Origin of the sequence: Rhodococcus sp. ARP2, from assembly GCF_001029585.1 — a bacterium.
In the GTDB taxonomy this organism is placed as follows: domain Bacteria; phylum Actinomycetota; class Actinomycetes; order Mycobacteriales; family Mycobacteriaceae; genus Rhodococcus_F; species Rhodococcus_F erythropolis.
In genome coordinates this window covers 132030-158195 of sequence record NZ_LEKE01000060.1, presented here as the reverse complement: position 1 = coordinate 158195, position 26166 = coordinate 132030, and the positions used below count along the sequence as shown (strand labels likewise).

25 protein-coding genes and 1 pseudogene are annotated in these 26166 nt (G+C 62.6%); 25 read left to right on the top strand and 1 reads right to left on the bottom strand.

The features are described 5' to 3' along the window. From ABX74_RS17530 to ABX74_RS17500, 7 genes and pseudogenes are all read left to right on the top strand, one after another. Positions 1-123: pseudogene (locus ABX74_RS17530) on the top strand (ribosome-binding factor A); the annotation flags it as partial. A 12-nt stretch (positions 124-135) separates the two neighbouring features. Next, entirely contained in the window at positions 136-1128 is a 993-nt protein-coding gene (locus ABX74_RS17525) for a DHH family phosphoesterase (protein ID WP_029255182.1), read from the top strand. A gap of 10 nt (positions 1129-1138) precedes the next feature. Further along, complete coding sequence (locus ABX74_RS17520; RefSeq protein WP_047889326.1) at positions 1139-2542, top strand: MATE family efflux transporter; 1404 nt, start codon at positions 1139-1141, stop codon at positions 2540-2542. After that, on the top strand, positions 2527-3450 hold the full coding sequence (locus ABX74_RS17515; protein ID WP_003942180.1) for a metallophosphoesterase family protein: 924 nt from the start codon (positions 2527-2529) through the stop codon (positions 3448-3450). The genes ABX74_RS17520 and ABX74_RS17515 overlap by 16 nt, the downstream gene beginning before the upstream one ends. Before the next feature lie 13 nt (positions 3451-3463). Beyond that, positions 3464-4123, top strand: a complete 660-nt coding sequence (locus tag ABX74_RS17510) for a 4'-phosphopantetheinyl transferase (protein ID WP_047889314.1) — start codon at positions 3464-3466, stop codon at positions 4121-4123. 24 nt (positions 4124-4147) lie between these two features. Continuing rightward, positions 4148-5068 (top strand): tRNA pseudouridine(55) synthase TruB, encoded by a 921-nt coding sequence (gene truB / locus ABX74_RS17505; RefSeq protein ID WP_020907442.1) that lies wholly within the window; start codon positions 4148-4150, stop codon positions 5066-5068. Next, positions 5065-5541, top strand: a complete 477-nt coding sequence (locus ABX74_RS17500; RefSeq protein WP_047889313.1) for a GNAT family N-acetyltransferase — start codon at positions 5065-5067, stop codon at positions 5539-5541. Before truB ends, ABX74_RS17500 begins: the two co-directional genes overlap by 4 nt. A gap of 10 nt (positions 5542-5551) precedes the next feature. Here the strand turns inward: ABX74_RS17500 and ABX74_RS17495 are convergent, their stop codons facing one another. Next, positions 5552-6298, bottom strand: coding sequence for a metal-dependent transcriptional regulator (locus ABX74_RS17495; protein WP_019748070.1), 747 nt, complete (start codon positions 6296-6298; stop codon positions 5552-5554). A gap of 117 nt (positions 6299-6415) precedes the next feature. On the opposite strand from ABX74_RS17495, the gene ABX74_RS17490 reads away from it, so the two are divergent. From ABX74_RS17490 to hypF, 18 genes are all read left to right on the top strand, one after another. Continuing rightward, positions 6416-7396, top strand: a complete 981-nt coding sequence (locus tag ABX74_RS17490) for a bifunctional riboflavin kinase/FAD synthetase (protein ID WP_019748071.1) — start codon at positions 6416-6418, stop codon at positions 7394-7396. 157 nt (positions 7397-7553) lie between these two features. Beyond that, positions 7554-7823, top strand: coding sequence for a 30S ribosomal protein S15 (gene rpsO, locus ABX74_RS17485; RefSeq protein WP_003942254.1), 270 nt, complete (start codon positions 7554-7556; stop codon positions 7821-7823). Between the two features lie 438 nt (positions 7824-8261). Next, positions 8262-10532 (top strand): polyribonucleotide nucleotidyltransferase, encoded by a 2271-nt coding sequence (locus tag ABX74_RS17480; protein WP_020907444.1) that lies wholly within the window; start codon positions 8262-8264, stop codon positions 10530-10532. A gap of 125 nt (positions 10533-10657) precedes the next feature. Further along, positions 10658-12016: a M16 family metallopeptidase gene (locus ABX74_RS17475; protein WP_019748074.1), complete on the top strand. Its 1359-nt coding sequence runs from the start codon at positions 10658-10660 to the stop codon at positions 12014-12016. Positions 12017-12044: 28 nt separating this feature from the next. Beyond that, positions 12045-13151, top strand: a complete 1107-nt coding sequence (locus ABX74_RS17470; RefSeq protein WP_189637342.1) for an alcohol dehydrogenase catalytic domain-containing protein — start codon at positions 12045-12047, stop codon at positions 13149-13151. A 111-nt stretch (positions 13152-13262) separates the two neighbouring features. After that, positions 13263-14894 (top strand): cutinase family protein, encoded by a 1632-nt coding sequence (locus ABX74_RS17465; RefSeq protein ID WP_047889311.1) that lies wholly within the window; start codon positions 13263-13265, stop codon positions 14892-14894. Positions 14895-15049: 155 nt separating this feature from the next. Beyond that, positions 15050-15379, top strand: coding sequence for a hydrogenase maturation nickel metallochaperone HypA (locus tag ABX74_RS17460; RefSeq protein WP_020907448.1), 330 nt, complete (start codon positions 15050-15052; stop codon positions 15377-15379). Positions 15380-15381: 2 nt separating this feature from the next. After that, positions 15382-16215 carry a hydrogenase nickel incorporation protein HypB gene (hypB, locus tag ABX74_RS17455; protein WP_047889310.1) on the top strand — a complete coding sequence of 278 codons (834 nt, stop codon included), beginning with the start codon at positions 15382-15384 and terminating at the stop codon, positions 16213-16215. A gap of 163 nt (positions 16216-16378) precedes the next feature. Next, entirely contained in the window at positions 16379-17494 is a 1116-nt protein-coding gene (locus ABX74_RS17450; protein WP_020969412.1) for a NiFe hydrogenase small subunit, read from the top strand. A gap of 54 nt (positions 17495-17548) precedes the next feature. Further along, positions 17549-19342 carry a nickel-dependent hydrogenase large subunit gene (locus tag ABX74_RS17445; RefSeq protein WP_019748080.1) on the top strand — a complete coding sequence of 598 codons (1794 nt, stop codon included), beginning with the start codon at positions 17549-17551 and terminating at the stop codon, positions 19340-19342. A gap of 3 nt (positions 19343-19345) precedes the next feature. Beyond that, positions 19346-20248, top strand: coding sequence for a NifU family protein (locus ABX74_RS17440; protein WP_019748081.1), 903 nt, complete (start codon positions 19346-19348; stop codon positions 20246-20248). 19 nt (positions 20249-20267) lie between these two features. Continuing rightward, positions 20268-20888, top strand: coding sequence for a DUF5947 family protein (locus tag ABX74_RS17435; RefSeq protein WP_019748082.1), 621 nt, complete (start codon positions 20268-20270; stop codon positions 20886-20888). Next, positions 20885-21523, top strand: coding sequence for a DUF6084 family protein (locus tag ABX74_RS17430; RefSeq protein WP_019748083.1), 639 nt, complete (start codon positions 20885-20887; stop codon positions 21521-21523). The genes ABX74_RS17435 and ABX74_RS17430 overlap by 4 nt, the downstream gene beginning before the upstream one ends. After that, positions 21520-22884 (top strand): hypothetical protein, encoded by a 1365-nt coding sequence (locus ABX74_RS17425; protein ID WP_019748084.1) that lies wholly within the window; start codon positions 21520-21522, stop codon positions 22882-22884. The genes ABX74_RS17430 and ABX74_RS17425 overlap by 4 nt, the downstream gene beginning before the upstream one ends. A gap of 80 nt (positions 22885-22964) precedes the next feature. After that, entirely contained in the window at positions 22965-23084 is a 120-nt protein-coding gene (locus ABX74_RS30915) for a DUF6893 family small protein (protein WP_003942178.1), read from the top strand. 6 nt (positions 23085-23090) lie between these two features. Continuing rightward, complete coding sequence (locus tag ABX74_RS17415; protein WP_019748085.1) at positions 23091-23585, top strand: hydrogenase maturation protease; 495 nt, start codon at positions 23091-23093, stop codon at positions 23583-23585. A gap of 3 nt (positions 23586-23588) precedes the next feature. Further along, the gene (locus tag ABX74_RS17410; protein WP_019748086.1) at positions 23589-23873 is read left to right on the top strand and encodes a HypC/HybG/HupF family hydrogenase formation chaperone; all 285 of its coding nucleotides are present in this window, start codon (positions 23589-23591) and stop codon (positions 23871-23873) included. After that, on the top strand, positions 23870-26158 hold the full coding sequence (hypF, locus tag ABX74_RS17405) for a carbamoyltransferase HypF (RefSeq protein ID WP_019748087.1): 2289 nt from the start codon (positions 23870-23872) through the stop codon (positions 26156-26158). The genes ABX74_RS17410 and hypF overlap by 4 nt, the downstream gene beginning before the upstream one ends. Positions 26159-26166 lie beyond the last annotated feature (8 nt).

The window sequence follows — 26166 nt, the reverse complement described above, 5'->3', positions numbered from 1 at the left end:
TACGACGAGGTCGCCAAGGCGCGTGAGAATGCACAGCCGGCCGGAGATGCAGATCCGTACAAGGAGCCGCGAGTGGCTTCGGACGAAGACGAGGCGTCGCCAGATGTTCGTGAAGCCGACTGACGCGCACCGAGAATGACGTTCACCGCACTTTCGGACGTCGACCCCTGCGAGGCGAAGTTCGCTCAGGTGGCCGAGGTTCTCGAATCGGCGCACACGGTGACAATTCTCTGCCATGTGCAGCCGGATGCGGACACGATCGGCAGCGGACTTGCGCTCGGTCTCGTTCTCGAGCGTCGGGGTGTTTCGGTGCAGGTCGCGTTCAGTCGGCCGTCGGCGCTGCCCGAGTCGATGTGTGATTTCCCTGGTGTTCACTTGCTCACGGCGCCCGCCGATGTTCGGGAAAGCGTCGATGTTCTGGTGACCGTGGATGTCGGCAGCGAGGGCCGCCTCGGTGAGTTGGCGAGTCGACTCGCCGGCGCGCATCGCACAATCGTCCTTGATCACCATCGCTCCAATTCCGAATTCGGAACCATCAACGTCGTCGACGAGACTGCAGCGTCGACGACGGCACTCATCGCACGATTCTTCGATGCGTGGGGAGTCGCGATCGACAGCGATCTGGCGCACTGTCTCTATGCCGGGCTGGTCACCGACACCGGCTCCTTCCGGTGGGGAGGTCCGCTTCCGCACGTGCTCGCCGCGCGTTTGCTGGCGACCGGCATCGACGGCGACGCGATTGCGCGAAAGCTGCTCGACACCCATCCGTTCGGGTGGTTGCCGATGCTGGCTTCGGTACTCGGGTCCGCGGTGCTGGTCCCGGAAGCCGCGGACGGCCGTGGGCTGGTGTATGCGGTGATCCGACGCAGTGACATCGGCGATCTTCGCTCCGAGGAGATCGAGAGCGTCGTCGATATCGTGCGAACTACTTCGGAAGCCGAAGTTGCCGCAGTACTCAAAGAGTCGGTTTCCGGAAGCTGGTCGATCTCGTTGCGTGCAAAGTCGGCGATCGACGTGTCGGCGGTCGCTGAAAGTCTTGGTGGCGGCGGGCACCGGCTGTCGGCCGGATATACGTCGACCACTTCCAGCGACGAGATTGTTGCCGCGCTCGTCGCGGCACTCGGCTGAATCCGCGGCATTGAGCGAATCTGACGCCACCTCGGCGGGATCTTCGGCAGCTGATTTCGACGTCACTGGACGTCGAATCTTTTCCCTGGCGTTTCCGGCACTCGGGGTACTGGCGGCCGAACCCCTCTATCTGTTGTTCGACATCGCCGTGGTCGGCCGACTCGGGGCGCTTCCGCTGGCCGGATTGGCAGTCGGTGGTCTGATCCTGTCGTTGGTGAGTACGCAGCTGACCTTCTTGTCGTACGGCACGACGGCGCGCTCCGCACGGCTGCACGGGGCGGGCCGCGAGCGCGACGCGGTGGGCGAGGGCGTTCAGGCGACCTGGCTGGCGGCCGCGATCGGCTTGGCCTTGGTAGTGATCGTGCAGGTGATCGCGGGCCCGCTGACTTCGGCGGTGGCCGGGACTCCCGACATTGCGGCGGCTGCGGAAAGTTGGCTTCGGATAGCGGTATTGGGTGTTCCACTCATCCTGGTGGCTCTGGCCGGCAACGGCTGGATGCGCGGGGTTCAGAACACGGTGCGACCGCTTCGGTTCGTCCTTGTCGGCCTGGGTATTTCAGCGGTGTTGTGCCCGATTCTCGTGCACGGTTTGCTCGGTGCTCCCCGGATGGAACTCGAAGGATCAGCTGTCGCGAATCTGGTCGGCCAGAGCGTTTCGGGTGTCCTGTTCGCTTGGGCACTCTTTCGTGAACCGGTCTCGGCTCGACCGCATCTTGCAATCATGCGGGCGCAGATGCTGATGGGCCGTGACCTGATCCTGCGCAGCCTCGCATTCCAAGCGTGTTTCGTCTCGGCGGCCGCGGTGGCGTCGAGGTTCGGTGCAGCCGTAGTCGGTGCACACCAAGTTGTCCTCCAACTGTGGAACCTGGTTTCGCTCCTTCTCGATTCCTTGGCGATCGCCGCCCAAACGCTCATCGGAGCTGCCCTCGGCGGTGGATTCGCAGCCGCCGCGAAGAGGATGACCTGGCGGATCACTGCCTGGTCGACGGTATTTGCCGTGGTACTCGCGATCTTCTTCGCCGCGGGCCACTCCGTGATCCCCGGACTTTTCACGTCCGACGCCGAGGTCCTCGGTCAAATGTCGATCGCCTGGTGGTTCTTCGTCGCGATCATGCCGGTAGCGGGAATCGTGTTTGCACTCGACGGTGTTCTGCTCGGCGCCGGGGACGTGGTGTTTCTGCGCAACGCGACCATGCTCTGCGCAGTTCTCGGATTTCTGCCCGCGATCTGGCTCTCCCTCGCCTACGACTGGGGGCTGGCCGGAATTTGGGCAGGGCTTACCGTGTTCGTAGTACTTCGGATGGTCGCGGTGTCGTGGCGAGCGTTTTCCGGCAAGTGGGCAGTGACAGGTCCGGCGACGGCGAAGCGCGGAAGTTCAACTGAGGAAGCAGAGGGATCGTGGCAGCAAAGCTGATGGCGGTGAGCGACATTCATGTCGGTCACAACGGCAACAAGCCGATGACGGAGGAACTGTTCCCGGATTCGCCTGACGACTGGCTCATTCTCGCCGGAGATGTTTCCGAGAAAACTGACGACATTCGGTGGGCGTTGAAGCTCCTTCGCAGCCGATTCGCAAAGGTCATCTGGATTCCGGGCAACCACGAACTGTGGACGACCGCCAAGGATCCGGTTCAGATTCACGGAGCGCCGCGGTACGAGTACCTGGTCAACATGTGCCGCGAACTCGACGTCATCACACCCGAGGACCCGTTCCCGGTGTGGGAGGGAGACGAGGGCCCGGTCACGGTCGTCCCGATGTTCCTTCTCTACGACTACTCCTTCCTGCCGGAAGGCGCGCGAGACAAGGAACACGGGCTCGAGATCGCGCGGGACAAGAACGTCGTCGCCACCGACGAGTTCCTGCTCTCGCCGCAGCCGTATGCAACGCGCGACGCGTGGTGCCGGGCGAGAATCGAATACACCCAGGCACGGCTGGACGCGCTCCCCGAAGGCACAAAAACCGTTCTGGTGAACCATTTCCCGATGGTCCGGCAGCCCACGGACGTGCTCATGTATCCGGAGTTCGCGTTGTGGTGCGGAACCACCGCGACCGCCGACTGGCATGTGAAGTACAACGCGGTGTGCTCGGTGTACGGTCACCTGCACATTCCTCGAACCACGTACTACGACGGCGTCCGCTTCGAGGAAGTCTCACTCGGATACCCGCGCGAATGGCGTCGGCGTGGACTGCCGGAGAAGTTGTTGCGTCAGATTCTTCCCGTTCCGGAGTACCCGCCGGGAACGCTCAACAAGTGGGGTGGCCACTTCAAGGTCACGCCGGAGCAGGAAGCCGAAGTCGAGCGCATGCGCGCCGGACGCTGAGAGGTATCGCTACGTGATCGAACAGATTCTTCCCGGTGGAGTTGCGACGGCCGAGGCCTTCGTGGATCCGCCCGGTCTGGTTCCGCACCCCAGTGAGGAGGCGTTGATCGGCCGCGCGGTCGAGAAGCGTCGTCGCGAGTTCGTGACTACCCGGCACCTCGCGCGTCAGGCGATGGGCAAGCTCGGTGTTCCGTCTGCCGCTGTCATGCGCGGCGAGCGTGGTGCCCCACTCTGGCCGCAGGGAGTAGTCGGAAGCCTCGCCCATTGCGACGGCTACCGCGGCGCTGTCCTGGCGTACTCCATGCAGGTCCGCTCACTCGGTATCGACGCCGAGCCGCACGGCCCGCTGCCGGACGGGGTATTGCCCGCGGTCAGCATCGAAGCGGAACGAACGTGGCTGGACACTCAGGAAACCGGCGGTCCGGTGCACTGGGATCGATTGCTCTTCTGCGCGAAGGAAGCCACGTACAAGGCGTGGTTTCCGCTCACCGGGCGCTGGTTGGGTTTCGAGGACGCCCACATCACATTCGAGGCGGAGTCGGACACTTCAGGAACTTTCAACTCGCGTCTGCTGGTCCCCGGTGAGGCGACGTCTGGTCCGCCGCTCACCTCTTTCGACGGCAGGTGGTTGGTGTCGGGCGGGCTCATTCTGACGGCAATTTCGGTGCAGTGAGCGCGACTGGCAGAATCGGCACACGTGTCAGCTCGTGAAAAGCCTTCCTCCGGTCTTGTCGGCGCCGGAATCCTGATTGTCGACAAAGAGGCGGGCATCACCAGCCACGACGTGGTCGCTCGGTGCCGCAAATTGTTGAACACCCGCAAGGTGGGACATGCCGGGACTCTTGATCCCATGGCGACCGGCGTCCTCGTTCTCGGCGTCGAGCGTGCGACCAAGTTGCTCGGACTCCTGGCACTGACAACCAAGGCGTACTCGGCGACCATTCGCCTCGGTGCAGCGACGGACACGGACGATGCAGAAGGGGAGGTCCTGACTTCCGCAGACGCTTCGCAGGTGACGGACGCGGAGATCGCGGCGATCGTGGCAACGCTGACCGGAGACATCAAGCAGATCCCGGCAAGCGTGAGCGCTATCAAGGTCGACGGTCAACGTGCACATGCCCTGGTGCGTGCGGGAGAAACCGTCGAGCTGGCGCCGCGCCCGGTAACGGTGTCGACTTTCGAAGTTCTGGCTCGGCGAGATGTCCCTGGTGGCTTCGTCGATCTGGATGTAGACGTTGAGTGCTCTTCCGGAACATACATCCGCTCGCTTGCACGCGACCTCGGTCGTGAATTGGGCGTCGGTGGTCATCTGACGGCATTGCGCCGCACCCGCGTCGGGCCGTTCACTCTCGAACATGCGCGCACGCTCGAAGATCTCGCGGATCAGCCGGGTGTGAGCCTCGACATCGATCAGGCCGCGCAGACGGCTTTTCCGCATCGGCAGATCACGGCGGAGGAAGCCGAGGCGATCAGCCAGGGGCGCTGGCTCGAGCCGATCGGGATGAAGGGGATCTGTGCGGCGATCGATCCCACCGGTCACACGATTGCGCTTCTGCAGGAGAAGGGTCGACGCGCCAGTTCGGTGATGGTCGTGCGACCGGCGACGCTTCGCGGGTGATCGTCCGCGAGCGTGTCGACGGCGACCTCGACGGTTGCGTCGATGCGCTGGCACAGGTCCACGAGTGCGACGGATATCCGAACACGTGGCCACAGAACCCGCACCGCTGGCTCAGTTCGCCCACGGTGGTGAAGGCGTGGGTCGGTGAGAGCGACGGCCGTGTTGTCGGTCACGTGGCCGTCGACCGCGAGGTTGCAGGCGCGCCCACCACCGCGGGATCGATTGCCGTGTCGCGATTGTTCGTTCATCCCCATGCCCGCGGAAACGGCCTCAGCGGTGCGCTACTCGACGCTGTCACGGATTTCGCAGCAGAAAGTCAGTTGGAACTGGTGCTCGACGTCGTCGAGGACGCTTTGCCGGCGATCGCGCTGTACGAGCGTCGAGGTTGGGTGTACGTCGACGAGAGGCTCGCCGACTGGACCCGGACCGACGGCGTCCGGCCTGTAGAACGGCGATATCGTCTGCCGCTCTGAGCGGCCTCGACTACACGAGCCAAATTGCTTGAGCGACTGGGCTTCCCAGGTCGATGGTGTCGGGGCTGTCGCCGAGTCGAACGGACACTGTTCCGGCGAAATCACGGCGTTCTTCGACAGTGATGTCGACATCGAGACTGACGCCGACGGAATCGAAGTACCGAAGCATTTCGGGATCGGAATCGGAGATCCGGGCAACGCGGCCCCGCTCGCCGTTGGCGAAGTCGCTGAGCTGACGGGCCGGGGGAGTCGGCACCGAACCATCGGTGGCGGGAATGGGATCGCCGTGCGGGTCACGTTCGGGGAAGCCCAGTTTGGCGTCCATCCGCGAGATCATCAGATCGGAAACGGCGTGTTCGAGGACTTCGGCTTCGTCGTGGACTTCGTCCCAGCCGTAGCCGAGTTCCTGAACCAGATAGGTCTCGATCAACCGGTGGCGCCGGACCATGGACACAGCAGCCGCGCGGCCACTGTCCGTCAGAGCGATGGAACCGTAGCGGGCGTGATCGACGAGGCCCTGGTCCGAGAGTTTGCGGATCGCCTCGGACACCGTCGAAGCCGAGACGTTCATCTTCTCGGACAGGAGCTTGGTGGACACCCGCTCGTGGGACCACTCCTGGATCGTCCAGATGACCTTGAGGTAGTCCTGAGCCACCGACGAGAGTGCGAGCGTGTCGATTGCCGCGCCGTGCGCCGAAGTGCTGTCGCCATCCGACGTCGATGATGCTTCCGAGGTTCCGGTCTTGTGAGCTGCCACAACGCTTAGCTTAGGCTACGAAATCCGGAACTTCCGTACGTGAGCGGCAGCACAGCGGTGATTCGCTGGGCGGGTCCGAACGTGACCCGCCGCCGGTGGACCCGTAGGCTGCCAATCGTGCTGAGATGGCGTGGTCTCGACGAAGTTCCGGCCGATTGGGGTCGTTGTGTGCTCACTATCGGTGTGTTCGACGGTGTGCATCGTGGGCATGCCCAATTGATAGCGAGAGCGGTTACCGCTGCGCGCAAACGTGGTGTTCCGAGCGTGTTGATGACGTTCGACCCGCATCCCATGGAGGTTGTGCGGCCGGGTAGTCATCCAGCCCAGTTGACGACGCTGCAACGGCGTGCGGAATTGGCTCAGGATCTGGGCATCGACGTGTTCTGCGTGATGCCGTTCACCGCTGATTTCATGAAGCTGACGCCGGAGCGCTACGTCCACGAAATTCTCGTCGAACGTCTGCATGTCGCCGAGGTGGTGGTGGGGGACAATTTCACCTTCGGCAAGAAGGCGCTCGGCAACGTCGATCTTCTTCGTGAGATGGGCGCTCGCTTCGGCTTTGCGGTCGACGGCGTCCAGCTGCTCGCCGAGCATGCGGTGACGTTCTCGTCGACCTACATCCGCTCGTGCGTCGACGCAGGCGACATGGAAGCGGCTACCGAAGCTCTCGGCCGTCCACATCGTGTGGAAGGTGTGGTCGTCCACGGTGACAAGCGTGGACGCGAGTTGGGATTCCCGACGGCCAATGTTGCACCGCCGATGTTTTCGGCGATTCCGGCCGACGGCGTCTACGCAGCGTGGTTCACGGTGCTCGGCGCCGGCGAGGAACTCGGAACTGTCGTTCCCGGTCGTCGATACCAAGCCGCAGTGTCTGTAGGCACCAATCCGACCTTCTCCGGCCGGACCCGAACCGTCGAGGCGTACGTTCTCGACACCGAAGCCGACCTGTACGGACAACACGTCGCTGTCGACCTGGTTTCGCGGATTCGGGGCATGGAGAAGTTCGACTCGATCGAGTCGCTCATCACGGCGATGAACCGAGACGTCGAACGCGCACGCCAAATCCTGAGTGAGGATGCAGAGCGCAGCGTAGGTTGAGCTCGTCCTGCACTAGTGGCGGCGGCCACATTCGCTCCAGGTGGGCGAAAGCGCCTCATTGCTGCTGGTAGGATCTTCTCTCGGTGCGTGCTGCGGTTTGCGGTGGCCGCACCGATCTAGTTCCTTTCACGCAAACGTCATCACAGGAGTGAATCAAGTGGCATTGACCACGGAAGAAAAGAAGGTCGTTCTCGGCGAGTACGGCTTGCACGAGACCGACACGGGATCGCCTGAAGCTCAGGTGGCAATGCTCACCAAGCGCATCACCGATCTCACCGAGCACCTCAAGACCCACAAGCATGACCACCACTCGCGTCGTGGACTGCTCTTGATGGTCGGTCGCCGTCGTCGTCTGCTGAAGTACGTGGCAAAGACTGACGTCGCTCGCTACCGCACGCTCATCGAGCGTCTCGGCCTGCGTCGCTAGATTTTTCTCACGACGCTGATCGAAAGCAACACGGCACGCTTCGGTTTGCCGAACACTCCGTTAGCCGGCGAAGCCACGCATATACTGGGCTTCGCTGGCTTTCGGCGTTAGCTGCCGCAAGGCAGTTTCCGCTGTCGGCGCTATGCACAGTTGTCTACGAACAGTTGTGCAGTGCGCAGCCAGCACACCGTATGCACCAGAGAACGTGGTGTCGGTTGTCGGTAGTGGTTCTCCGGACCGGGCAAGTGCCCGAAAGCTCCGGCGGACTTCGATCGACGGCCGCCCGAACGTCGTGACGTCCCGAAGCAGAAATCGCTCGCATCGCAAGGAGCGTCTGCAATTCAAGAGGGGGACGTCCCTCGGTGCGCAGTTTCCACCAGGAGGGTGGAAACGCCCGCGCGGGTACGGCGAAGACGAGAGGGAAGTGAAGAGAAAAGAATGACAGAGAATTCCGTAGTAGAGGTCGACGAAGGCGTGTTCGAATCCACCGCCGTGATCGACAACGGGTCCTTCGGTACCCGTACCATCCGTTTCGAGACCGGACGCCTTGCTCAGCAGGCCGCCGGCGCCGTCGTTGCTTACCTGGACGACGAGACCATGCTGCTGTCCGCCACGAGCGCCAGCAAGCACCCCAAGGAGCACTTCGACTTCTTCCCCCTGACGGTGGACGTCGAAGAGCGTATGTACGCAGCGGGCCGCATCCCCGGTTCGTTCTTCCGTCGTGAGGGACGCCCCTCCACCGACGCGATCCTGACTTGCCGCCTCATCGACCGGCCGCTGCGCCCGTCCTTCGTCGACGGTCTCCGTAACGAGATCCAGGTCGTCGTCACGGTCATGAGCCTCAACCCGCAGGATCTGTACGACGTCGTGGCCATCAACGCCGCTTCTGCGTCGACGCAGATCGCGGGCCTGCCGTTCTCCGGACCCGTCGGTGGCGTGCGTGTTGCACTCATCGTCTCCGAGGACAACAAGGCCGGCCAGTGGGTTGCATTCCCGACGGTCGATCAGCTCGAGAACGCCGTCTTCGACATGGTCGTAGCCGGCCGCGTCGTGTCCGGCAGCGGTGACAACGCCGACGTAGCGATCATGATGGTCGAGGCCGAGGCCACCGACAACGTCATCGCGAAGATCGCCGACGGCGCTCAGGCACCGACCGAGGCCATCGTCGCCGAGGGCCTCGAGGCCGCCAAGCCGTTCATCGCACGCCTGTGCGCTGCTCAGGCAGCACTGGCATCCAAGGCTGCAAAGCCCACGGGTGACTACCCGGTCTTCCCGGCGTACCAGGACGACGTTTTTGCTGCCGTCGAGGCTGCTGCGTCCGAAAAGCTCAATGCCGCACTGACAATCGCCGGCAAGCAGGAACGCGACGACAAGACCGACGAGGTCAAGGTCGAGGTTCTCGAGCAGGTTGCACCCAACTTCGAAGGCCGCGAGAAGGAACTGGGAGCAGCGTTCCGCTCGCTCACCAAGAAGCTGGTTCGCCAGCGCATCCTGCGCGATCAGTTCCGCATCGACGGCCGCGGCGTCACGGACATCCGTTCGCTGTCCGCCGAGGTCGCGATCATCCCGCGCGCACACGGCTCCGCACTGTTCGAGCGCGGCGAGACCCAGATCCTGGGTGTCACCACTCTCGACATGGTCAAGATGGCTCAGCAGGTCGACTCGCTCGGTCCCGAGACCACCAAGCGCTACATGCATCATTACAACTTCCCGCCGTACTCCACCGGTGAGACGGGTCGCGTCGGTTCGCCGAAGCGTCGCGAAATCGGTCACGGTGCACTCGCCGAGCGCGCTCTCATGCCCGTTCTACCCAGCGTCGAAGAGTTCCCTTACGCGATTCGCCAGGTCTCCGAGGCTCTGAGCTCCAACGGTTCCACCTCGATGGGCTCGGTGTGTGCGTCCACGCTCGCACTGCTCAACGCCGGTGTGCCGCTTCGCGCTCCGGTTGCCGGTATCGCCATGGGTCTGGTCTCCGACCAGGTCGACGGTGAAACCCGCTACGTCGCTCTGACCGACATCCTCGGCGCCGAAGACGCCTTCGGCGACATGGACTTCAAGGTCGCAGGCACCAAGGACTTCGTCACGGCCCTGCAGCTGGACACGAAGCTCGACGGCATCCCGTCGCAGGTTCTTGCCGGAGCACTCTCGCAGGCGAAGGATGCACGGACCACGATCCTCGAGGTCATGGCGGAAGCCATCGACACCCCGGACGAGATGAGCCCGTTCGCTCCCCGCGTGACGGCCATCAAGGTCCCCGTCGACAAGATCGGTGAGGTCATCGGCCCCAAGGGCAAGATGATCAACTCCATCACCGAGCAGACCGGTGCCAACATCTCCATCGAAGACGACGGCACCGTGTTCGTCGGCGCCACCGATGGACCGTCTGCACAGGCCGCGATCGACATGATCAACGCCATTGCCAACCCGCAGCTCCCCAAGGTCGGCGAACGGTTCCTGGGCACGGTCGTCAAGACCACCGCCTTCGGTGCCTTCGTTTCGCTCCTGCCGGGACGCGACGGACTGGTGCACATCTCGAAGCTGGGCAGCGGTAAGCGCATTGCCAAGGTCGAAGACGTGGTCAACGTCGGATCCAAGATCCGCGTCGAGATCGCCGACATCGATGCACGTGGCAAGATCTCGCTGATCCCGGTCGAAGAGGGCAACGACGAGGCTGCCGCTCCGGCCGCCGACGAGGCTGCTTCCGAGTAGATCTCACTCGTACTCTGATGCGGCCCCGCGCGGATTTCCGTGCGGGGCCGCATCTGTACTGTCTGTAGACACGAGCCTGTAGATACCTGATTCAACACTTGCACCGAGGACTGCTGAACCTTTTCATGGCAAAGACCACTCCCAACACCACGCGCAGCCGCAGCGCTGTGCTGAAATCGCCGATCGATGCGACTCCTGAATCGGGAGTGCAGCGCACGGTCCTGCCCGGCGGCCTGCGCGTCGTCACCGAATTCATCCCCGGTGTGCGTTCCGCCTCCGTCGGCGTGTGGGTCGGAGTCGGTTCCCGCGACGAGCAGCCGAGTGTGGCCGGTGCCGCGCATTTTCTCGAGCATCTGTTGTTCAAGTCGACGCCGTCACGGACCGCGTTGGACATCGCGCAGGTCATGGATGGTGTGGGCGGCGAACTCAATGCATTCACGTCGAAGGAACACACCTGTTTCTACGCGCACGTGATCGACGAGGACCTCCCGATGGCGGTGGACCTTGTTGCCGACGTCGTACTGCGTGGGCGCTGCAGAACTGCGGATGTCGACGTCGAGCGGCAAGTAGTGCTCGAAGAGATCGCGATGCGAGACGACGATCCGGAAGACCTGCTCGGCGACGCCTTCCTGACCGCGTTGTTCGGAGATCATCCTGTCGGTCGTCCCATCATCGGTAGCGTCGAATCGATCGAGTCGATGTCGCGCAATCAGTTGCATTCCTTCCATGTTCGGCGTTACACGCCGCAGCGGATGGTGCTGGCAGTAGCGGGGAACGTCGACCACAAGCAGGTTGTGACGCTGGCTCGCCGTGCATTCGCCGGGCATCTCGAGCGTGGAGTCAAGCCGGCGCCGCGGCGCGAAGGCACTCTGCGTTTGCGAACGATGCCTGAACTGAGCTTGACCCACCGCGACAGCGAGCAGGTCCACCTTGCGCTCGGAGTACGCGCGTTCGGTCGGCACGAGGGTCATCGCTGGGCCCTGTCTGTTCTCAACGCCGCAGTGGGCGGCGGGCTGAGTTCTCGTCTGTTCCAAGAGATTCGCGAGAAGCGTGGGCTTGCGTACTCCGTCTATTCCGGCGTAGACACCTTCGCGGACACCGGAGCGTTCTCCGTGTACGCGGGTTGCCAGCCGGAGAACCTCGGGGAGGTTGCCACAGTGATCCGCGAGGTACTTGCGAACGTGGCGACGGACGGAATCACCGATGCCGAGATCGCCCGTGCCAAGGGATCGTTGCGCGGCGGATTGGTTCTGGCACTGGAAGATTCAGGTTCACGCATGAACCGTATCGGTCGCAGTGAACTGAATTACGGCAACCATCGCAGTGTTGCGCAGACGCTCGCGACCATCGACGCGGTTACCTCCGAAGAGGTGCTCGAGGTGGCGCAGGTGCTCTTGACCAGGCCTTTTGCGGCCGCCGTCGTCGGCCCGTACAAGCGGGTTCGTGACCTCCCTGCGTCGGTACGCGGGATCGTGGGCAAGTAGTTCGAACTATCGAAATCGGGGTGTGCAGTTGAAGATCCGTGGTGCAGTGCTCGAAGAGATCGGCCGGGAGCGTCCCTTTGCGGAGTCGACTCCGATTTCGATTTCGGAACTCGACCTCGAATCCCCGGGCCCGGGTGAGATCCTCGTCAAGATCGAAGCTGCCGGGCTTTGTCACTCCGACCTCTCCGTGGTCGACGGGAATCGCGTTCGCCCCGTGCCGATGTTGCTGGGCCACGAGGCAGCTGGTCGAATCGTCGAACTCGGCGACGGCGTTGATTCGTTGTCGGTGGGCACCCGCGTCGTGATGACTTTTCTTCCGCGGTGTGGCGAGTGCGCGGGATGCGCCACTGACGGCCGGATGCCGTGCACGGTGGGTAGTTCCGCCAACAACGACGGCAGTTTGCTCGGTGGCGCGCAACGACTGCGGCGCTCCGGCGAGAGCGTCAAACATCATCTCGGCGTTTCGGGTTTCGCGACGCATGCGGTGGTCAACGCCAAGTCCGTAGTTGCCGTCGAAGACGATATTCCGGCCGAGATTGCAGCCGTACTCGGTTGCGCGGTGTTGACCGGCGGGGGAGCGCTACTCAACGCGGCCAAGCCTCGCCCGGCGGACACCGTGATGGTGGTCGGCTTGGGCGGCGTCGGGATGGCCGCAATCCTGACGGCGCGGGCACTCGGGGTCGAGAACGTCATAGGCGTCGATGCACTGGAGTCCAAGCTGGCTCAGGCGCTGGAACTGGGCGCGACCGAGGTCTTCACACCGTCAGGCCTGTCCGAGAGTGGCGTTCGCGCAGACATCGTCGTCGAAGCTGCGGGAAATGCTCGGGCGTTCGAGACAGCCGTGGCCGCGACGGCAGCGGGTGGCACGACCGTCACGGTCGGGTTGCCTGCGCCTGATGCGCGCTCGTCGATCTCGCCGCTCGGGCTGGTGGCCGAAGCGCGGACCATCATCGGCAGTTACCTCGGATCCGCGGTCCCCGCCCGCGACATCCCGATCTACGCGCAATTGTGGCGGGACGGGAAGCTGCCGGTCGAGAAGCTCATCTCCTCGCGAATCGAGTTGGACGACATCAATTCCGGCATGGACGAACTTGCGGACGGAAAAGCAATCCGACAGGTCATTATTTTCGACTGAAATCGTTACCTCCTGTAACGCTTCTCTCATACTGGACGACTACTCGAATGACGTTGCGTGACGCCCCGGGGGTCGGTCGTACGTTTTCCAAAAGTTGATTGGGGAGAAGATATGCCGGTTCGTGGGTTCTTTTCGCGACATCGAATACTGGCGGGTGCAGTAGCGCCCGCAGCGCTCGGCGTGGCCGCGTTGGTGGCGGTCGCAGTTGCCGTGGATTCTCCGCAATCGCAGACGATCGAGACCGAGTTGACCGCGTCTGTCACCGAGTGCCACGACACGGTCGGGATCGGTGTTGCCGGTCGCGGAGACACGCCGGTCGAGGGCACAACGAAGATGCTCGTCGGTGCGGATGGAACGACACTCCTCCCGGCGGCGCTCACAGACGACTACAGCAGTTACTGGGTCGACCCGGTACTCAAGGCGCCCGCCGGTTCGGTCAAGGACGGCTCGTACGCCTCCGTCTACATCGCGTATCCCGCAAACATGGACAGTTACGAAGAGGCCGTGACGACGGGCGCGGACAACACCCGCGCTGTGATGAAGGCAATCAGCGCGGCCTGCCCGAACACGAAGTTCTCGATTGTCGGCTACAGCGAAGGCGCTGACGTAGTGCGCCGCGTCGCGATGGACATCGGCTCGGAGTCGAGCACCTCCGGCATCAATCCGGACAACGTCGTCGGTGTGGTCATCTTCGCCGACGCTGGTCGACTCGCGGGCGAGGGGCCGTTCCCCGGCTCCGAGAACCCGTACGCGAACCCGAACGGTTTCAACCAGCAATATCAGAACGGAAAGAACACCGCTTCCGGATCCGGGGCACTTCCAGGCACCAGCGGAGATTTCGGGGCCCTGAACGGCAAGATTGCGTCGTTCTGCTCTGACGGCGACCTCACCTGCGCAGCTCCCGAGAACATTTCACTCCTGATTCTGGCGGCAAACGTCGGTCGGCAGCTCAACGTCGACCAGTTGCAAGCGCAGAATCTGACGCCCGCCACCGGCATGGACATCGCGGTCGTGATGGGACGAGTGATGTTCGACGCCTTCAACGACATCTCGAGCAATCCCACCTGGATGCAGAGCGACGAAACCTTCCTCGACGTCTTGCTGAAGGTGTCCGATCCGGCGTACAAGCCGAGCGAGGCCACCACGACGCCGGTCGCAAAGGACTCGGTTTCCACTGAGGAAGTGTCGCCGTTGGCGTACCTGCCGCAGAAGCTGTTCAAGGAAATCGTCGGCCTCATCGCCACGAACCAGAACACCATCCCCGTAGTCATGAACGATCCGTACGGCCTGACCTTGGGCCCGGATGTCGGTCACCACTTCGACTACTGGCGTGATTCGGATGCTGCAAACGGCAAGCCCCTGACATCAGCGGAGTACGCAGCGGCGTGGCTGACCTATCTGGCCAAGCAGGCGCAGGACGGCAAGCCGGTCGATTCGTCGGCGAAGCCGACCGCCGAAGAGATGGCGGATGCCATCGACGCCTTGGCTGCTTCGCCTTCGGTTACCGACTCGGCCAAGCCCACCACAACCACGGGCGAAGCGGTACAACCCGCACCCGCAGGTTCGGAATCTGCAGTACCGGCACCCGCGGCTCCGACGACGACATCCGTTGCGCCGGCCGCGACGCCGAGTGTGACTTCAACCGTGGCGCCGTCGACTTCAGTCGAGTCGAGTGCACCGCCCGCCGCGACCACGACAACGACAACATCAACAACAACAACGACACAAGTTACGACCGGCTAGCCGAGAGGTTTCCGTTCGTCAAAAACGCTGTCACAGGCTGCGATCCGCAAGTAGTTGCGGATCGCAGCCTGTTTTGTATGTACGGGTTACCTACAGCGGCGGTTGGTGCTTATCGTGGAAGGGAGGTTTCCGGATCACGAATCGTGGGTTTCACCGTGCACGAGCTGTCTATTGCGCAGAGTGTGGTCGAAGCTGTGTGCGAGCGTGCCGGCGAGCGACGAGTATCGAGTGTGCGGCTGGAAGTAGGGCAACTCTGCGCAGTGGTTCCACACTCTCTGCTGTTCTGCTTCGACGTTGTCACGGCGGGTACTCACGCCGAGGGTGCCAGCTTGCACATCGATCAGATTGCAACCAGCGCGCGATGCAATAGCTGTGGCGTGACCTTCTCGCCGCCCGACATGTTCTTGTTGTGTGGGTGCGGCAGTGCTGATGTCGAGGTGCTTGCCGGCCGCGAGTTGCGGATCCTGTCGATGGAAGTGAGCTGAGCATGTGTGCGACGTGTGGGTGCGGGGACACCACGGGACCTCGGGTGTCGGTCGTCGCAGGCGGAGAACACGAGCAGGACGACAGCCATGGGCACGGTCACCACCACGACCACGACCACGACCACGACCACGACCACGACCACGACCATGGGCACGGTCACTCCGACCACACTGTAATTCTCGAGCAGCAGGTGCTTGCCAAGAACGACGGCATTGCGGTTCACAATCGTGAGTGGATGCGGGGCCGCGGAATCACGGCGCTCAACATCATGAGTTCGCCCGGCGCGGGTAAGACCACATTGCTGGCGCGAACGATCCGGGAACTAGGACGACAACGACCGATTGCCGTGATCGAAGGTGACCAGGAAACCCGGCTCGACGCCGAGCGGATTCGTGACGCCGGCGCGTCAGTGGTCCAGGTCAACACGGGGGCGGGCTGTCACCTCGATGCCGAGATGATCGACCGCGCGCTGCGCGCCTTGGACCCCGCGGACGAGTCGCTGCTTCTGATCGAAAACGTAGGAAACCTGGTGTGCCCCGCGCTCTTCGACCTGGGTGAGGAAGGCAAGGTTGTCCTAATATCGACGCCGGAGGGGGGCGACAAGCCGAAAAAGTACCCGCACATCTTTGCCGTCGCGGACCTCGTTGTGATCAACAAGATCGACTTGCTCCCGTACGTCGAGTTCGACGTCGATGCCTGTGTCGCGCAAGCGAAAATCCTCAATCCTGCTGTGCGCGTTGTTGTTCTATCGGCCACGACAGGTGAAGGCATGGACGAGTGGTACGAGTGGATCGGTAGTCGTTCGGCGATTTCTCCGGTGGCCGTTGACAACTGATCTGCTCGGGTAGTTAATGAAATGAGTGGGTGCCACGCAAGTGGGCCGAGGTTCGACTCCGGTGGCGTCAGCGTTTCGGTGCCGCAGCAATTTGAGGCCATAGCGTGTCAGGCAGTAGCGGCGCCGAGAATCAGGCGCAAGTGCACCCGTGAAAGCGGCTGACATGGACACACAAAAATCGACTGCTGGCACCACGGCGGAACCTGCCTCCGAAAGCGCAGCTACCCCCGAAAGCGCAGCGGCCAAAGCGGAAGAAACTCTGATCCACGTGCTGTGGATCAATGCCGGTCTCAGTTGCGACGGTGATTCGGTGGCGCTCACCGCGGCCACGCAACCCAGTATCGAGGAGATCGCGCTCGGTGCGTTGCCCGGCCTGCCTCAGGTGGCGGTTCATTGGCCGCTCATCGACTTCGAATGTGGACCGCAGGGCGGCGCTGACGATTTCCTGGAATGGTTCTGGAAAGCCGACCGGGGAGAATTGGAACCCTTTGTTCTTGTTGTCGAAGGATCTATACCGAACGAGAAACTTCACGACGAGGGGTACTGGTGTGGTTTCGGAAACAATCGCGAAACCGGCCAACCGGTCACCACGAGCGAATGGCTCGACAAGCTGGCACCGAAAGCCACTGCGGTAGTTGCGGTCGGCACGTGCGCAACCTACGGCGGCATACATGCGATGGCCGGCAATCCGACCGGTGCGATGGGCGTGCCGGACTATCTCGGGTGGACCTGGAAATCGAAGGCGGGCATCCCGATCGTGTGCGTTCCCGGGTGTCCCATTCAGCCGGACAACCTCTCCGAGACCCTGACCTATCTTCTGTACATGGCCACTGATCAGGCGCCGATGATTCCCTTGGACGAATCCCTCCGCCCGCAGTGGCTTTTCGGTGCCACCGTTCACGAGGGCTGTGACCGTGGCGGGTACTACGAGCAGGGCGAGTTCGCGACGGAGTACGGGTCGCCGAAGTGCATCGTCAAGCTGGGATGTTGGGGACCGGTCGTGAAATGCAATGTCCCCAAACGTGGTTGGATAAACGGAGTCGGCGGGTGCCCTAATGTCGGCGGGATCTGCATCGGCTGCACGATGCCGGGATTCCCGGACAAATTCATGCCGTTCATGGATGAACCACCTGGCGGCAAACTCTCCACCAATGCGGTGGGAATGTACGGGTCCGTGATCCACAGTCTGCGCCGGATCACCGGTCACACGTTGGACAAGGAACCGCACTGGCGCGAGCGCGGGTCGAAGTTGCTCACCGGTGCGACGCGTACGTGGTGACCGACCGGATACCTTCAAATCAGTTCGTGAGCAACGTCTCTGGGAGGCACTGCAATGACGGCCATCGTTCCCGAACCCACCTCGACTGCGGACCGCGACGGTCTTGTCGAGATGGCGTGGGACCCCATCACCCGAATCGTCGGCAGTCTGGGTATCTACACCAAGATCGACTTCGCCAATCGCGAAGTGGTGGAGTGCCACAGCACGTCGTCGATCTTTCGTGGGTATTCCCTGTTCATGAAGGGGAAGGACCCGCGCGACGCGCATTTCATCACCAGTCGTATCTGCGGCATCTGCGGTGACAATCACGCCACATGCTCGTGCTACGCACAAAACATGGCGTACGGCGTCAAGCCGCCGCATCTGGGCGAGTGGATCGTCAATCTCGGCGAGGCCGCCGAGTACATGTTCGACCACAACATTTTTCAAGAGAATCTGGTCGCAGTCGACTACTGCGAGAAGATGGTCTCCGAGACGAATCCCGGTGTGCTGGCGCAGGCAGAGAACACGCGCTGCCCGCACGAGGAGCAGCACGGTTATCGCACGATCGCGGACATCATGCGGACTCTCAATCCGTTCACGGGTGAGTTCTATCGCGAAGCGTTGCAAGTCTCGCGTTCGACTCGCGAAATGTTCTGCTTGATGGAGGGTAGGCACGTCCACCCGTCGACGCTCTATCCCGGCGGCGTCGGCACCGTCGCGACGATCGAACTGATGACGGACTACATGTCGCGGCTGATGCGGTACGTCGAATTCATGAAGAAGGTCGTGCCGATGCACGACGACCTGTTCGACTTCTTCTACCAGGCGCTGCCTGGTTACGAGAAGGTTGGCCTGCGGCGGACCCTGCTGGGTTGTTGGGGATCGTTCCAAGACCCCGAGTACTGCAATTTCTCGTACAAGGACATGACCGACTGGGGCCGGAAGATGTTTGTCACTCCCGGTGTGGTTGTCGACGGAAAGTTGGTCACCACGGATCTGGTGGACATCAACCTCGGTATCCGAATCATGCTGGGGTCCTCGTATTACGAGGACTGGAGTGATCAGGAGATGTTCGTCAAGACCGATCCGCTGGGTAACCCGGTCGATCGCCGGCACCCGTGGAATCAACACACCAACCCTCACCCGCAGAAGCGGAACCTCGAGGACAAGTACAGCTGGGTCATGTCACCGCGATGGTTCGACGGAAAAGACAACCTCGCTCTGGATACCGGCGGGGGAGCATTGGCTCGTCTGTGGAGCACCGCTCTTGCCGGCCTGGTCGACATCGGATACCTGGAGTCGACCGGACACAGTGTGAAGATCAATCTTCCGAAAACAGCACTGAAGGGTCCTGTCTCGCTCGAGTGGAAGATTCCAGAGCATGGCAGCAATACTCTCGAAAGGAACCGTGCGCGAACGTATTTCCAGGCATACGCAGCAGCGGCTGCCCTTCACTTCGCAGAGAAGGCGCTTGTCGAGATCCGGGCAGGCCGTACCAAGACGTGGGAGTCGTTCGAGGTTCCGGACGAGGGAATCGGTTGCGGATTCACCGAAGCCGTCCGCGGAGTTCTCTCACATCACATGGTGATTCGTGACGGCAAGATCGCGAACTATCACCCGTACCCACCGACCCCGTGGAATGCGAGCCCGCGCGACAGCTACGGAACCCCCGGTCCGTACGAGGATGCCGTGCAGGGTCAGCCGATCTTCGAGGAGAACGATCGAGACCACTTCAAGGGCATAGACATCATGCGGACCGTGCGTAGTTTCGATCCCTGTCTGCCGTGTGGTGTTCACATGTATCTCGGCGGCGGTAAGACCCTGGAGAAGTTGCACTCTCCGACGCAGTCCGTGACCGGGGAGTGATCGATGGAGCAATCGGCCGACTACTGGCGCGGAGCAGGTGAGCGCATCGAGACGTTGTTACAGGCCAATGCCGGTGCAGGCCCGGTGGCCAGGGATCGCGCCGAGCAACTGGTCCGCGAGGTCGTGCAGTTGTACGGCGCCGCACTCGAACGCACCGTCGCACTGGCGGATCCGGCCATGATGGATGCGATGGTTCGCGACGATCTGGTGTCGAGCCTCCTACTGGTGCACGGACTTCACCCGCACGACGTCGAGACCCGCGTACGCACTGCGCTCGACAGCGTGCGTCCGTACCTCGGCTCGCACGGCGGGGACGTCGAACTGATCGAGGTGGCGGACGGCGTGGTGCGGCTACGGCTTCTCGGAAGCTGTAACAGTTGCCCTTCGTCGTCGGTGACCCTCGAAACCGCGGTCCAGGACGCGGTGCAGGCGGCGGCACCCGAGACCACCGGAATCGACGTCGAAACACCGGATTCGCACGAGCTGAAGTCGGGTGTGATCTCGGTCGAGTCCCTGTTCTCGCACGTACACGCCGACGGGGGAGGCGCGCACTGGGTGGAGGTCCCCGAATTTGCCGAAGTCGACGCGGGTGAGGTCGCGGGTTTCCGGGTATCGGATACCGATCTGTTGGTCTGCCGCTCCGGTGACGATCTGTACGCGTATCGCGACCATTGCCCCGTATGTGACCATTCGATGGCGGGGGCTGTGCTCGAACGCATGATGGGCCTTCCTGTCCGAGACGCCGCTGTCCTTACCTGTCCGACGTGCTCTGCCCACTTCAGCGTGTACGGAGCGGGTGCGCGGGTCGGCACCGGCTCCGAGCACCTGGCGCCTCTGCCGGTGCTTATTCGCGACGGTGTGCTCTCGGTCGCGCTTGCCGACGATTCCGTGTTGCCGGTGACCTAGCCGTGGACGAAGCCTGGTCATGAAAACCACTGTGGGAGAGGTGCTCACGCGAATCGCCTCGACGCGCGCCGTTCCGACCGGGCCGCTGTGTGAGATGTGCGCGGCGGGCATAGGTGACGAACACCAACACGTCGTGGACGTACAGGTCCGGAGCCTGATGTGCGTGTGCCGTCCCTGCTATCTGCTCTTTGCGCCGGTCGACGCGGATCTCCGATACAAAGCGGTTCCCGATCGGTATCTCGAATTTCCAGGCTTCGAACTCGCCCCTGGCCGGTGGGAGTCCCTGGAAATTCCCGTCGGCCTGGCATTCTTCTTTCGGAACTCACTCCTCGACAAGTACATAGTCTTCTATCCGGGACCTGCCGGAGCTACCGAATCCGAGTTGCCCATCGACTCGTTCGAGACTGTGCTCGCGGAGAATCCGGGGCTCTCGCAGATGCGGGCCGACGTCGAGGCGTTGATTGTCTCGGTGCCCACGTCAGGACAATCGCCGAGATGCTTCGTTGTTCCCATCGACGCCTGCTACGAGCTGGTGGGCAGGCTGCGCACCGTGTGGCGCGGATTCGACGGTGGCCAGGATGCCGCACGCGCGGTGGACGAGTTCTTCGGGCGCGTCGAGGCGCGAAGCAGATTGGCATGACCGTCCTCGACTTCTCGGTCGACAACGTGGAGGTGGAACCGTATGCGGTTACACCAAATCTGACGGTGAGATTGAGGATGTCGGAGACTACCGGCGCGACCGTCCGAGCAGTCGCTCTACGCGCACAGGTTCGAATCGAACCGCACCGCCGGCCGTACTCCGACGAGGAAGGCGACGCCCTGCGCGATTTGTTCGGTCCGCGGGAGCGTTGGTCGAGTACGCTGCGAACCTTCTTGTGGATGGAGTGTTCCGCGGTCGTTCAGGGATTCACGGAAACAACGGTCGCGGCCTTACCCATGGCGTGTACGTACGACTTCTCGGTGACGGCGTCGAAGTACATGCACGCACTCCGTGACGGAACGATTCCGATCGTGGTTCTACTGAGCGGAACCGTATTCACCGACGGGCAGCGCGGTTTCTCGGTACAGCAGATCCCGTGGGACAGATCTGCTGCCTACGAATTGCCGGTCGACGTGTGGAAACAGCTGATGGCCACGCATTATCCGGCCTCTGGGTGGGTACGCCTCGACCATGAGACGATTGCCGATCTCGTGCGATTCAAGGCAGCGCACGGCCTCACGGACCTCGAATCAGCCGTGCGGCAGTTGCTGACGGCGAGCGAGGTGCCCCGATGACCCGAACTGAGATGGATCACGACGTTCGGGCCGTGGCCGACGCTGTCCTGTACGAGGGATATCTTCTCTATCCTTACCGGGCCGGCTCGGCGAAGAATCAATCCCGTTGGCAGTTCGGGGTTCTCGGACCGCCCGGCGCCGCCGGTGACGGAGTCGGCGAGGAACCGTCGATGTCCGCCCAATGTCTGCTCGGCGAACTCGAGCGGAACGGCGCCGAAGTAACGGCGACGGTGAGATTTTTGCACCACCAGTCGCGGACGGTTGAACGACTCGGCGCCGGCGGCGCGTGGATTCCGGTGGATCGGTTGGTAGTCGACGGGCACGAGGCGATCTCGTGGGACGAAGCCACCGAATCCGAGATCGTCTTGGGTCCGTGGGGTCTGGACGAACTCGAGGCCGGCGTCGAAGAATCCTTCTGTGCGGCGGGAGTTGTCGACGGAGAGACTCTGGCGGATTCTCGGGGCCGGGTAGTCGGACGGGTCGTTCGGACACGGCTTCCGGTGACTGGCCGCTTGGAATTGAACGCCTCCGCAGGGGACAGACGCAGGGTGATCTCCGTGAGCATCATGAACGACACGAGCGTCGACATGAGGGACAAGGGCACGGCCACGGCGCAGTCGATGCTCGGCACTCACGTCATTTTGACCTGCGCAGGCTCGAAGTTCGTGTCGTTGTTCGACGAACCAGATCACTCGGAGCCGCTGCGCCAAAATCGCTGTTATCCAGTGCTTGCGGGGACCGAGGATCCGACTCACCCCGGTACATCGCCCACCGTTCTGGTGTCACCGATCATCTTGTACGACTTTCCCGAGATTGCGCCGCAGAGCGAAGGATCCCTGTTCGACTCGACGGAGATCGACGAAATTCTCACCCTGAGAATTCTCGCCATGACCGAAGAGGAAAAGGCGCGGGCGCGGGCTACCGACTCGAAAGCTGCCGACATCATCGATCGATGTGAGAGCTTGACGGCCGACGATCTAGCCGGCCTGCACGGCGTGCTGCGAGATTCGATTGCCGGTTCTGATCTGATACCCGAGGTGCCTGACGGCGTGGACTGGTGGACGCCGGAAGCCGACACCAGTGTTCAACCACGCACCGACGCAGTATTGATCAACGGCGTCCGCGTCTGTGGTGGAAGTACGGTTCGGCTTCACCCCTCACGTCGCGCTGATGCTCAGGACCTGTTCTTCGACGGCCGGATCGCCCACGTCGCCACCATTCATGAAGACGTGGACGGCGACATTCATGTTGGGGTGACGCTCTTGGACGACCCGGCCGCCGATCTGCACAACTGGTACGGCCGCTACCTGTACTTCGCGCCGGACGAGATAGAGCCGGTGCCGCGAGACGGCGCGAGTTGACGTACTTCACGCTGTCGGACTTCACAGCTATCGGACTTCACAGCTTTCGGACTTCACTGCTATCGAGAGGAGAACCCGCCATGAGGAGCATGGGATTGCTGTCGACGGCACTTCTCGGCGCCACCGCGATCGCAGCCGCGATCGTTCTGGTGGTGTCGATGCCGGACATCCAGCGCTATCTGCGAATGCGAAAGATGTAAAGCACTGTGCGCGTGCTGATTGCAGGCGTCGGAAACATATTTCTCGAAGACGACGGATTCGGCCCCGAAGTTGTTCGAGCGTTGCAGCATGAGAATCTCCCGACGGGGGTTCGCCTGGTCGACTACGGGATTCGTGGTGTGCATCTGGCATACGACTTGTTGGAGTCGTGGGACGCGCTGGTGCTGATCGACGCATTACCGGTGACCGGAGTGCCGGGGAAGCTTGCGATCATCGAAGTGGACCCAGAAAGTGAAGGCTCGCAAGGAGGTTTCGACGCACATTCCATGCATCCGAGTTCGGTGTTTGCCAGCCTGCAGGCCCTCGGCGGAACACTCCCGCGGACGTTCGTGGTGGGGGCACACGCGAAATCGGTCGGCGACGGAATCGGATTGAGCACAGAGATGCGTGATTCGGTAGGGCAAGCCGCCTCTGCGGTGATGGCACTCGTCCGGTCGATCGACGTGGATTGTGATGCCACCACTTTGGGGCCGGAGGTGTGAGTCATGTGTCTGGGGATTCCGGGACGGGTACGCGAACTACTGGACGGATACGGCGGTCAACTCGCCCTCGTCGACGTGGAAGGTGCACCGCGCAAGGTCAACATCGGGATGCTCGACGAAGGCACCGTCACGGCAGGTGACTGGGTGGTGATCCACATGGGCTTTGCAGTCGAGAAGGTCGACGAACAGGGAGCACAGCGCGCCCGGGCCGGCCTCGAACTGATGGGCCGTGGTCAAGACGGTGAGATCGACGAGTCCGGTACTCGTACCGGCGAGGTCGGGACATGATGGTCGCCAGCCGTGTCATCGTTCGTGGCGTAGTCCAGGGGGTGGGATTCCGGCCGTTCGTTCACGCGACTGCGACCGAACTGGGACTGTCGGGTTCGGTGGGAAATTCTGCTCTCGGGGTCGTGATCGACATCGAAGGCGACGGACAGGCAATCGATGCGTTTGTCGCTCGGGTGCGAAACCGCCCCCCACCGCTGGCACGAGTGGAGTCGATAGAGCGCGAGGACTCGCCGCCGCTAGGTCGTCAGGGGTTTTGCATCATCGAGACGGATGCGGGGGCGGTCGGGCGAACCTTGGCGCCGGCCGATGTCGGGATCTGCGACGACTGCCTGCGGGAGCTGACTGATCCGAGCGATCGGCGATATCGTCATCCCTTCATCACCTGCACCAATTGTGGTCCACGATTCACGATCATCGAGTCGATGCCCTACGACCGGGCCGCTACGACGATGAAGCGGTTCCCGTTGTGCGCGAACTGTGCGGCGGAGTACGTGGATCCCTCCGACCGCCGGTTTCATGCGCAACCGATTGCCTGCCCGGAGTGCGGTCCAACGCTTTCGTTCGTGGAAGGCGACGCGCCCACGGAGACCGGCGAGGGTGCACTGCTACGAGCCCGATCGCTGCTACGAGACGGGAAGATTCTTGCTGTCAAGGGAATTGGAGGATTCCACTTGGCCTGCGATGCGCGTGATGATCGCGTGGTTCACGAATTGCGTGACCGCAAGCATCGACCGAGCAAGCCGTTGGCGGTGATGGTGCGCGATGTGAGAGAAGCCAGAGCGCTGGGTGTGGTCGGGGATGCCGAGGCCGATGCCATGTCCTCGCGCGAGCGTCCCATAGTGCTGGTTGCCAAAGCGTCTGGATACACGCCGTCTCCCTCGATTGCCCCAGGCATTCCGGACATCGGAATCATGCTGGCCTACAATCCGATTCAGCATCTTCTTCTCGGGTTGGCGGGAGACGCTGCGGGCCCCGCGGCGTTGGTGATGACGTCGGCGAACATCGGTGGCGAGCCAATTCTGTATTCCGACGACGATCTCGAACGGGTGGGTGACCTGGCCGACGGGGTGTTGACCCACAACCGTCCGATCTTGATGCCGTGTGACGACTCGGTGATGCGAATAGTCGGCAGTGGACGACAGTTGCTTCGTCGCTCGCGCGGATATGCACCGCTGCCCGTTGCGGCGCCGTTCGATCTACCGCCCACCTTGGCGGTCGGGGCCGATCTGAAGAACACCTTCTGTCTTGCCGAGGGTGCGTATGTCTGGCCGAGTCAGCACATCGGAGACATGGGCGACCTCGCTGTCCTCGACAGTTTTGCTGCCTCGGAGAGTCACTTCGAGTCGATCACCGGAGTAGTGCCGCACCAGATTGCCTGTGACGAGCATCCTCGGTATCGCTCGTCCTCGTGGGCTCGCAGTCGTAGTGGAGACCGACCGGTGCGCGTCGTCGGGCATCACCACGCACATGTGGCTTCCGTGATGGGGGAGAACGGCCGGGACGGGAGCGAACCGGTTCTCGGAATAGCGTTCGACGGCACCGGTTACGGGGCGGACGGCGCAGTGTGGGGAGGGGAATTGCTGCTGGCGACGTACAAGGGTTATCGCCGTCTCGCGCATCTGGGATACGTACCGCTGCCAGGGGGCGATGCCGGAGTGGAACGACCGTACCGAATGGCGCTCGCCCACCTCTGGCATGCCGGGTTGGACTGGGAATCCGACCTGGCGCCGGTGGCGGCCTGTCCGCCACGAGAGCAGTCGGTCCTACTTCACCAGTTGGAAACCGGTTTCGGGTGTGTGGACACCTCCAGCATGGGGCGGTTGTTCGACGCAGTCTCCTCGCTGACCGGGGTTCGTCAGAGCGTCGACTACGAAGCGCAGGCCGCCATCGAACTGGAGGGCATTTCGAGGGGAGTCGACTGCGCCCCGTCGCGGTACACCTTCGACTGGGTGCAGTCGGACGACGATTCCTGGACAGCTGATCCGAGGTCGGTCATTCGGGCCGTTGTCCGTGATCTCCGAGCGAAGGTGCCCGCCGACGTGATCGGCGCGCGCTTCCACGAGTCTGTCGCTTACCTCGTAGTCGAGTGGGCAATCCGTGGCCGCGACCTGGCGGGAGTGGACGAGGTAGTTCTCACCGGAGGCGTCTTTCAGAACCCCCTCCTGCTCGTCCGGGCGTGTGCCCTGCTCGGAGAAGCTGGATTCACGCCGTTGACAGGACTGCAGTTACCACCGAACGACGGTGGTCTCGCCTACGGCCAAGTGCTGGTCGGGAGTTCGTCATGAGGTCAGGA

What these genes read in the sequence shown, in the direction of transcription:
- ABX74_RS17525 (WP_029255182.1), top strand. Translation starts at nt 136, where the DNA reads ATGACGTTCACCGCACTTTCGGACGTCGACCCCTGCGAGGCGAAGTTC.
- ABX74_RS17480 (WP_020907444.1), top strand. Translation starts at nt 8,262, where the DNA reads ATGACAGAGAATTCCGTAGTAGAGGTCGACGAAGGCGTGTTCGAATCC.
- ABX74_RS17475 (WP_019748074.1), top strand. Translation starts at nt 10,658, where the DNA reads ATGGCAAAGACCACTCCCAACACCACGCGCAGCCGCAGCGCTGTGCTG.
- ABX74_RS17465 (WP_047889311.1), top strand. Translation starts at nt 13,263, where the DNA reads ATGCCGGTTCGTGGGTTCTTTTCGCGACATCGAATACTGGCGGGTGCA.
- hypB (WP_047889310.1), top strand. Translation starts at nt 15,382, where the DNA reads ATGTGTGCGACGTGTGGGTGCGGGGACACCACGGGACCTCGGGTGTCG.
- ABX74_RS17450 (WP_020969412.1), top strand. Translation starts at nt 16,379, where the DNA reads ATGGACACACAAAAATCGACTGCTGGCACCACGGCGGAACCTGCCTCC.
- ABX74_RS17445 (WP_019748080.1), top strand. Translation starts at nt 17,549, where the DNA reads ATGACGGCCATCGTTCCCGAACCCACCTCGACTGCGGACCGCGACGGT.
- ABX74_RS17440 (WP_019748081.1), top strand. Translation starts at nt 19,346, where the DNA reads ATGGAGCAATCGGCCGACTACTGGCGCGGAGCAGGTGAGCGCATCGAG.
- ABX74_RS17435 (WP_019748082.1), top strand. Translation starts at nt 20,268, where the DNA reads ATGAAAACCACTGTGGGAGAGGTGCTCACGCGAATCGCCTCGACGCGC.
- ABX74_RS17430 (WP_019748083.1), top strand. Translation starts at nt 20,885, where the DNA reads ATGACCGTCCTCGACTTCTCGGTCGACAACGTGGAGGTGGAACCGTAT.
- ABX74_RS17425 (WP_019748084.1), top strand. Translation starts at nt 21,520, where the DNA reads ATGACCCGAACTGAGATGGATCACGACGTTCGGGCCGTGGCCGACGCT.
- ABX74_RS30915 (WP_003942178.1), top strand. Translation starts at nt 22,965, where the DNA reads ATGAGGAGCATGGGATTGCTGTCGACGGCACTTCTCGGCGCCACCGCG.
- ABX74_RS17410 (WP_019748086.1), top strand. Translation starts at nt 23,589, where the DNA reads ATGTGTCTGGGGATTCCGGGACGGGTACGCGAACTACTGGACGGATAC.
- hypF (WP_019748087.1), top strand. Translation starts at nt 23,870, where the DNA reads ATGATGGTCGCCAGCCGTGTCATCGTTCGTGGCGTAGTCCAGGGGGTG.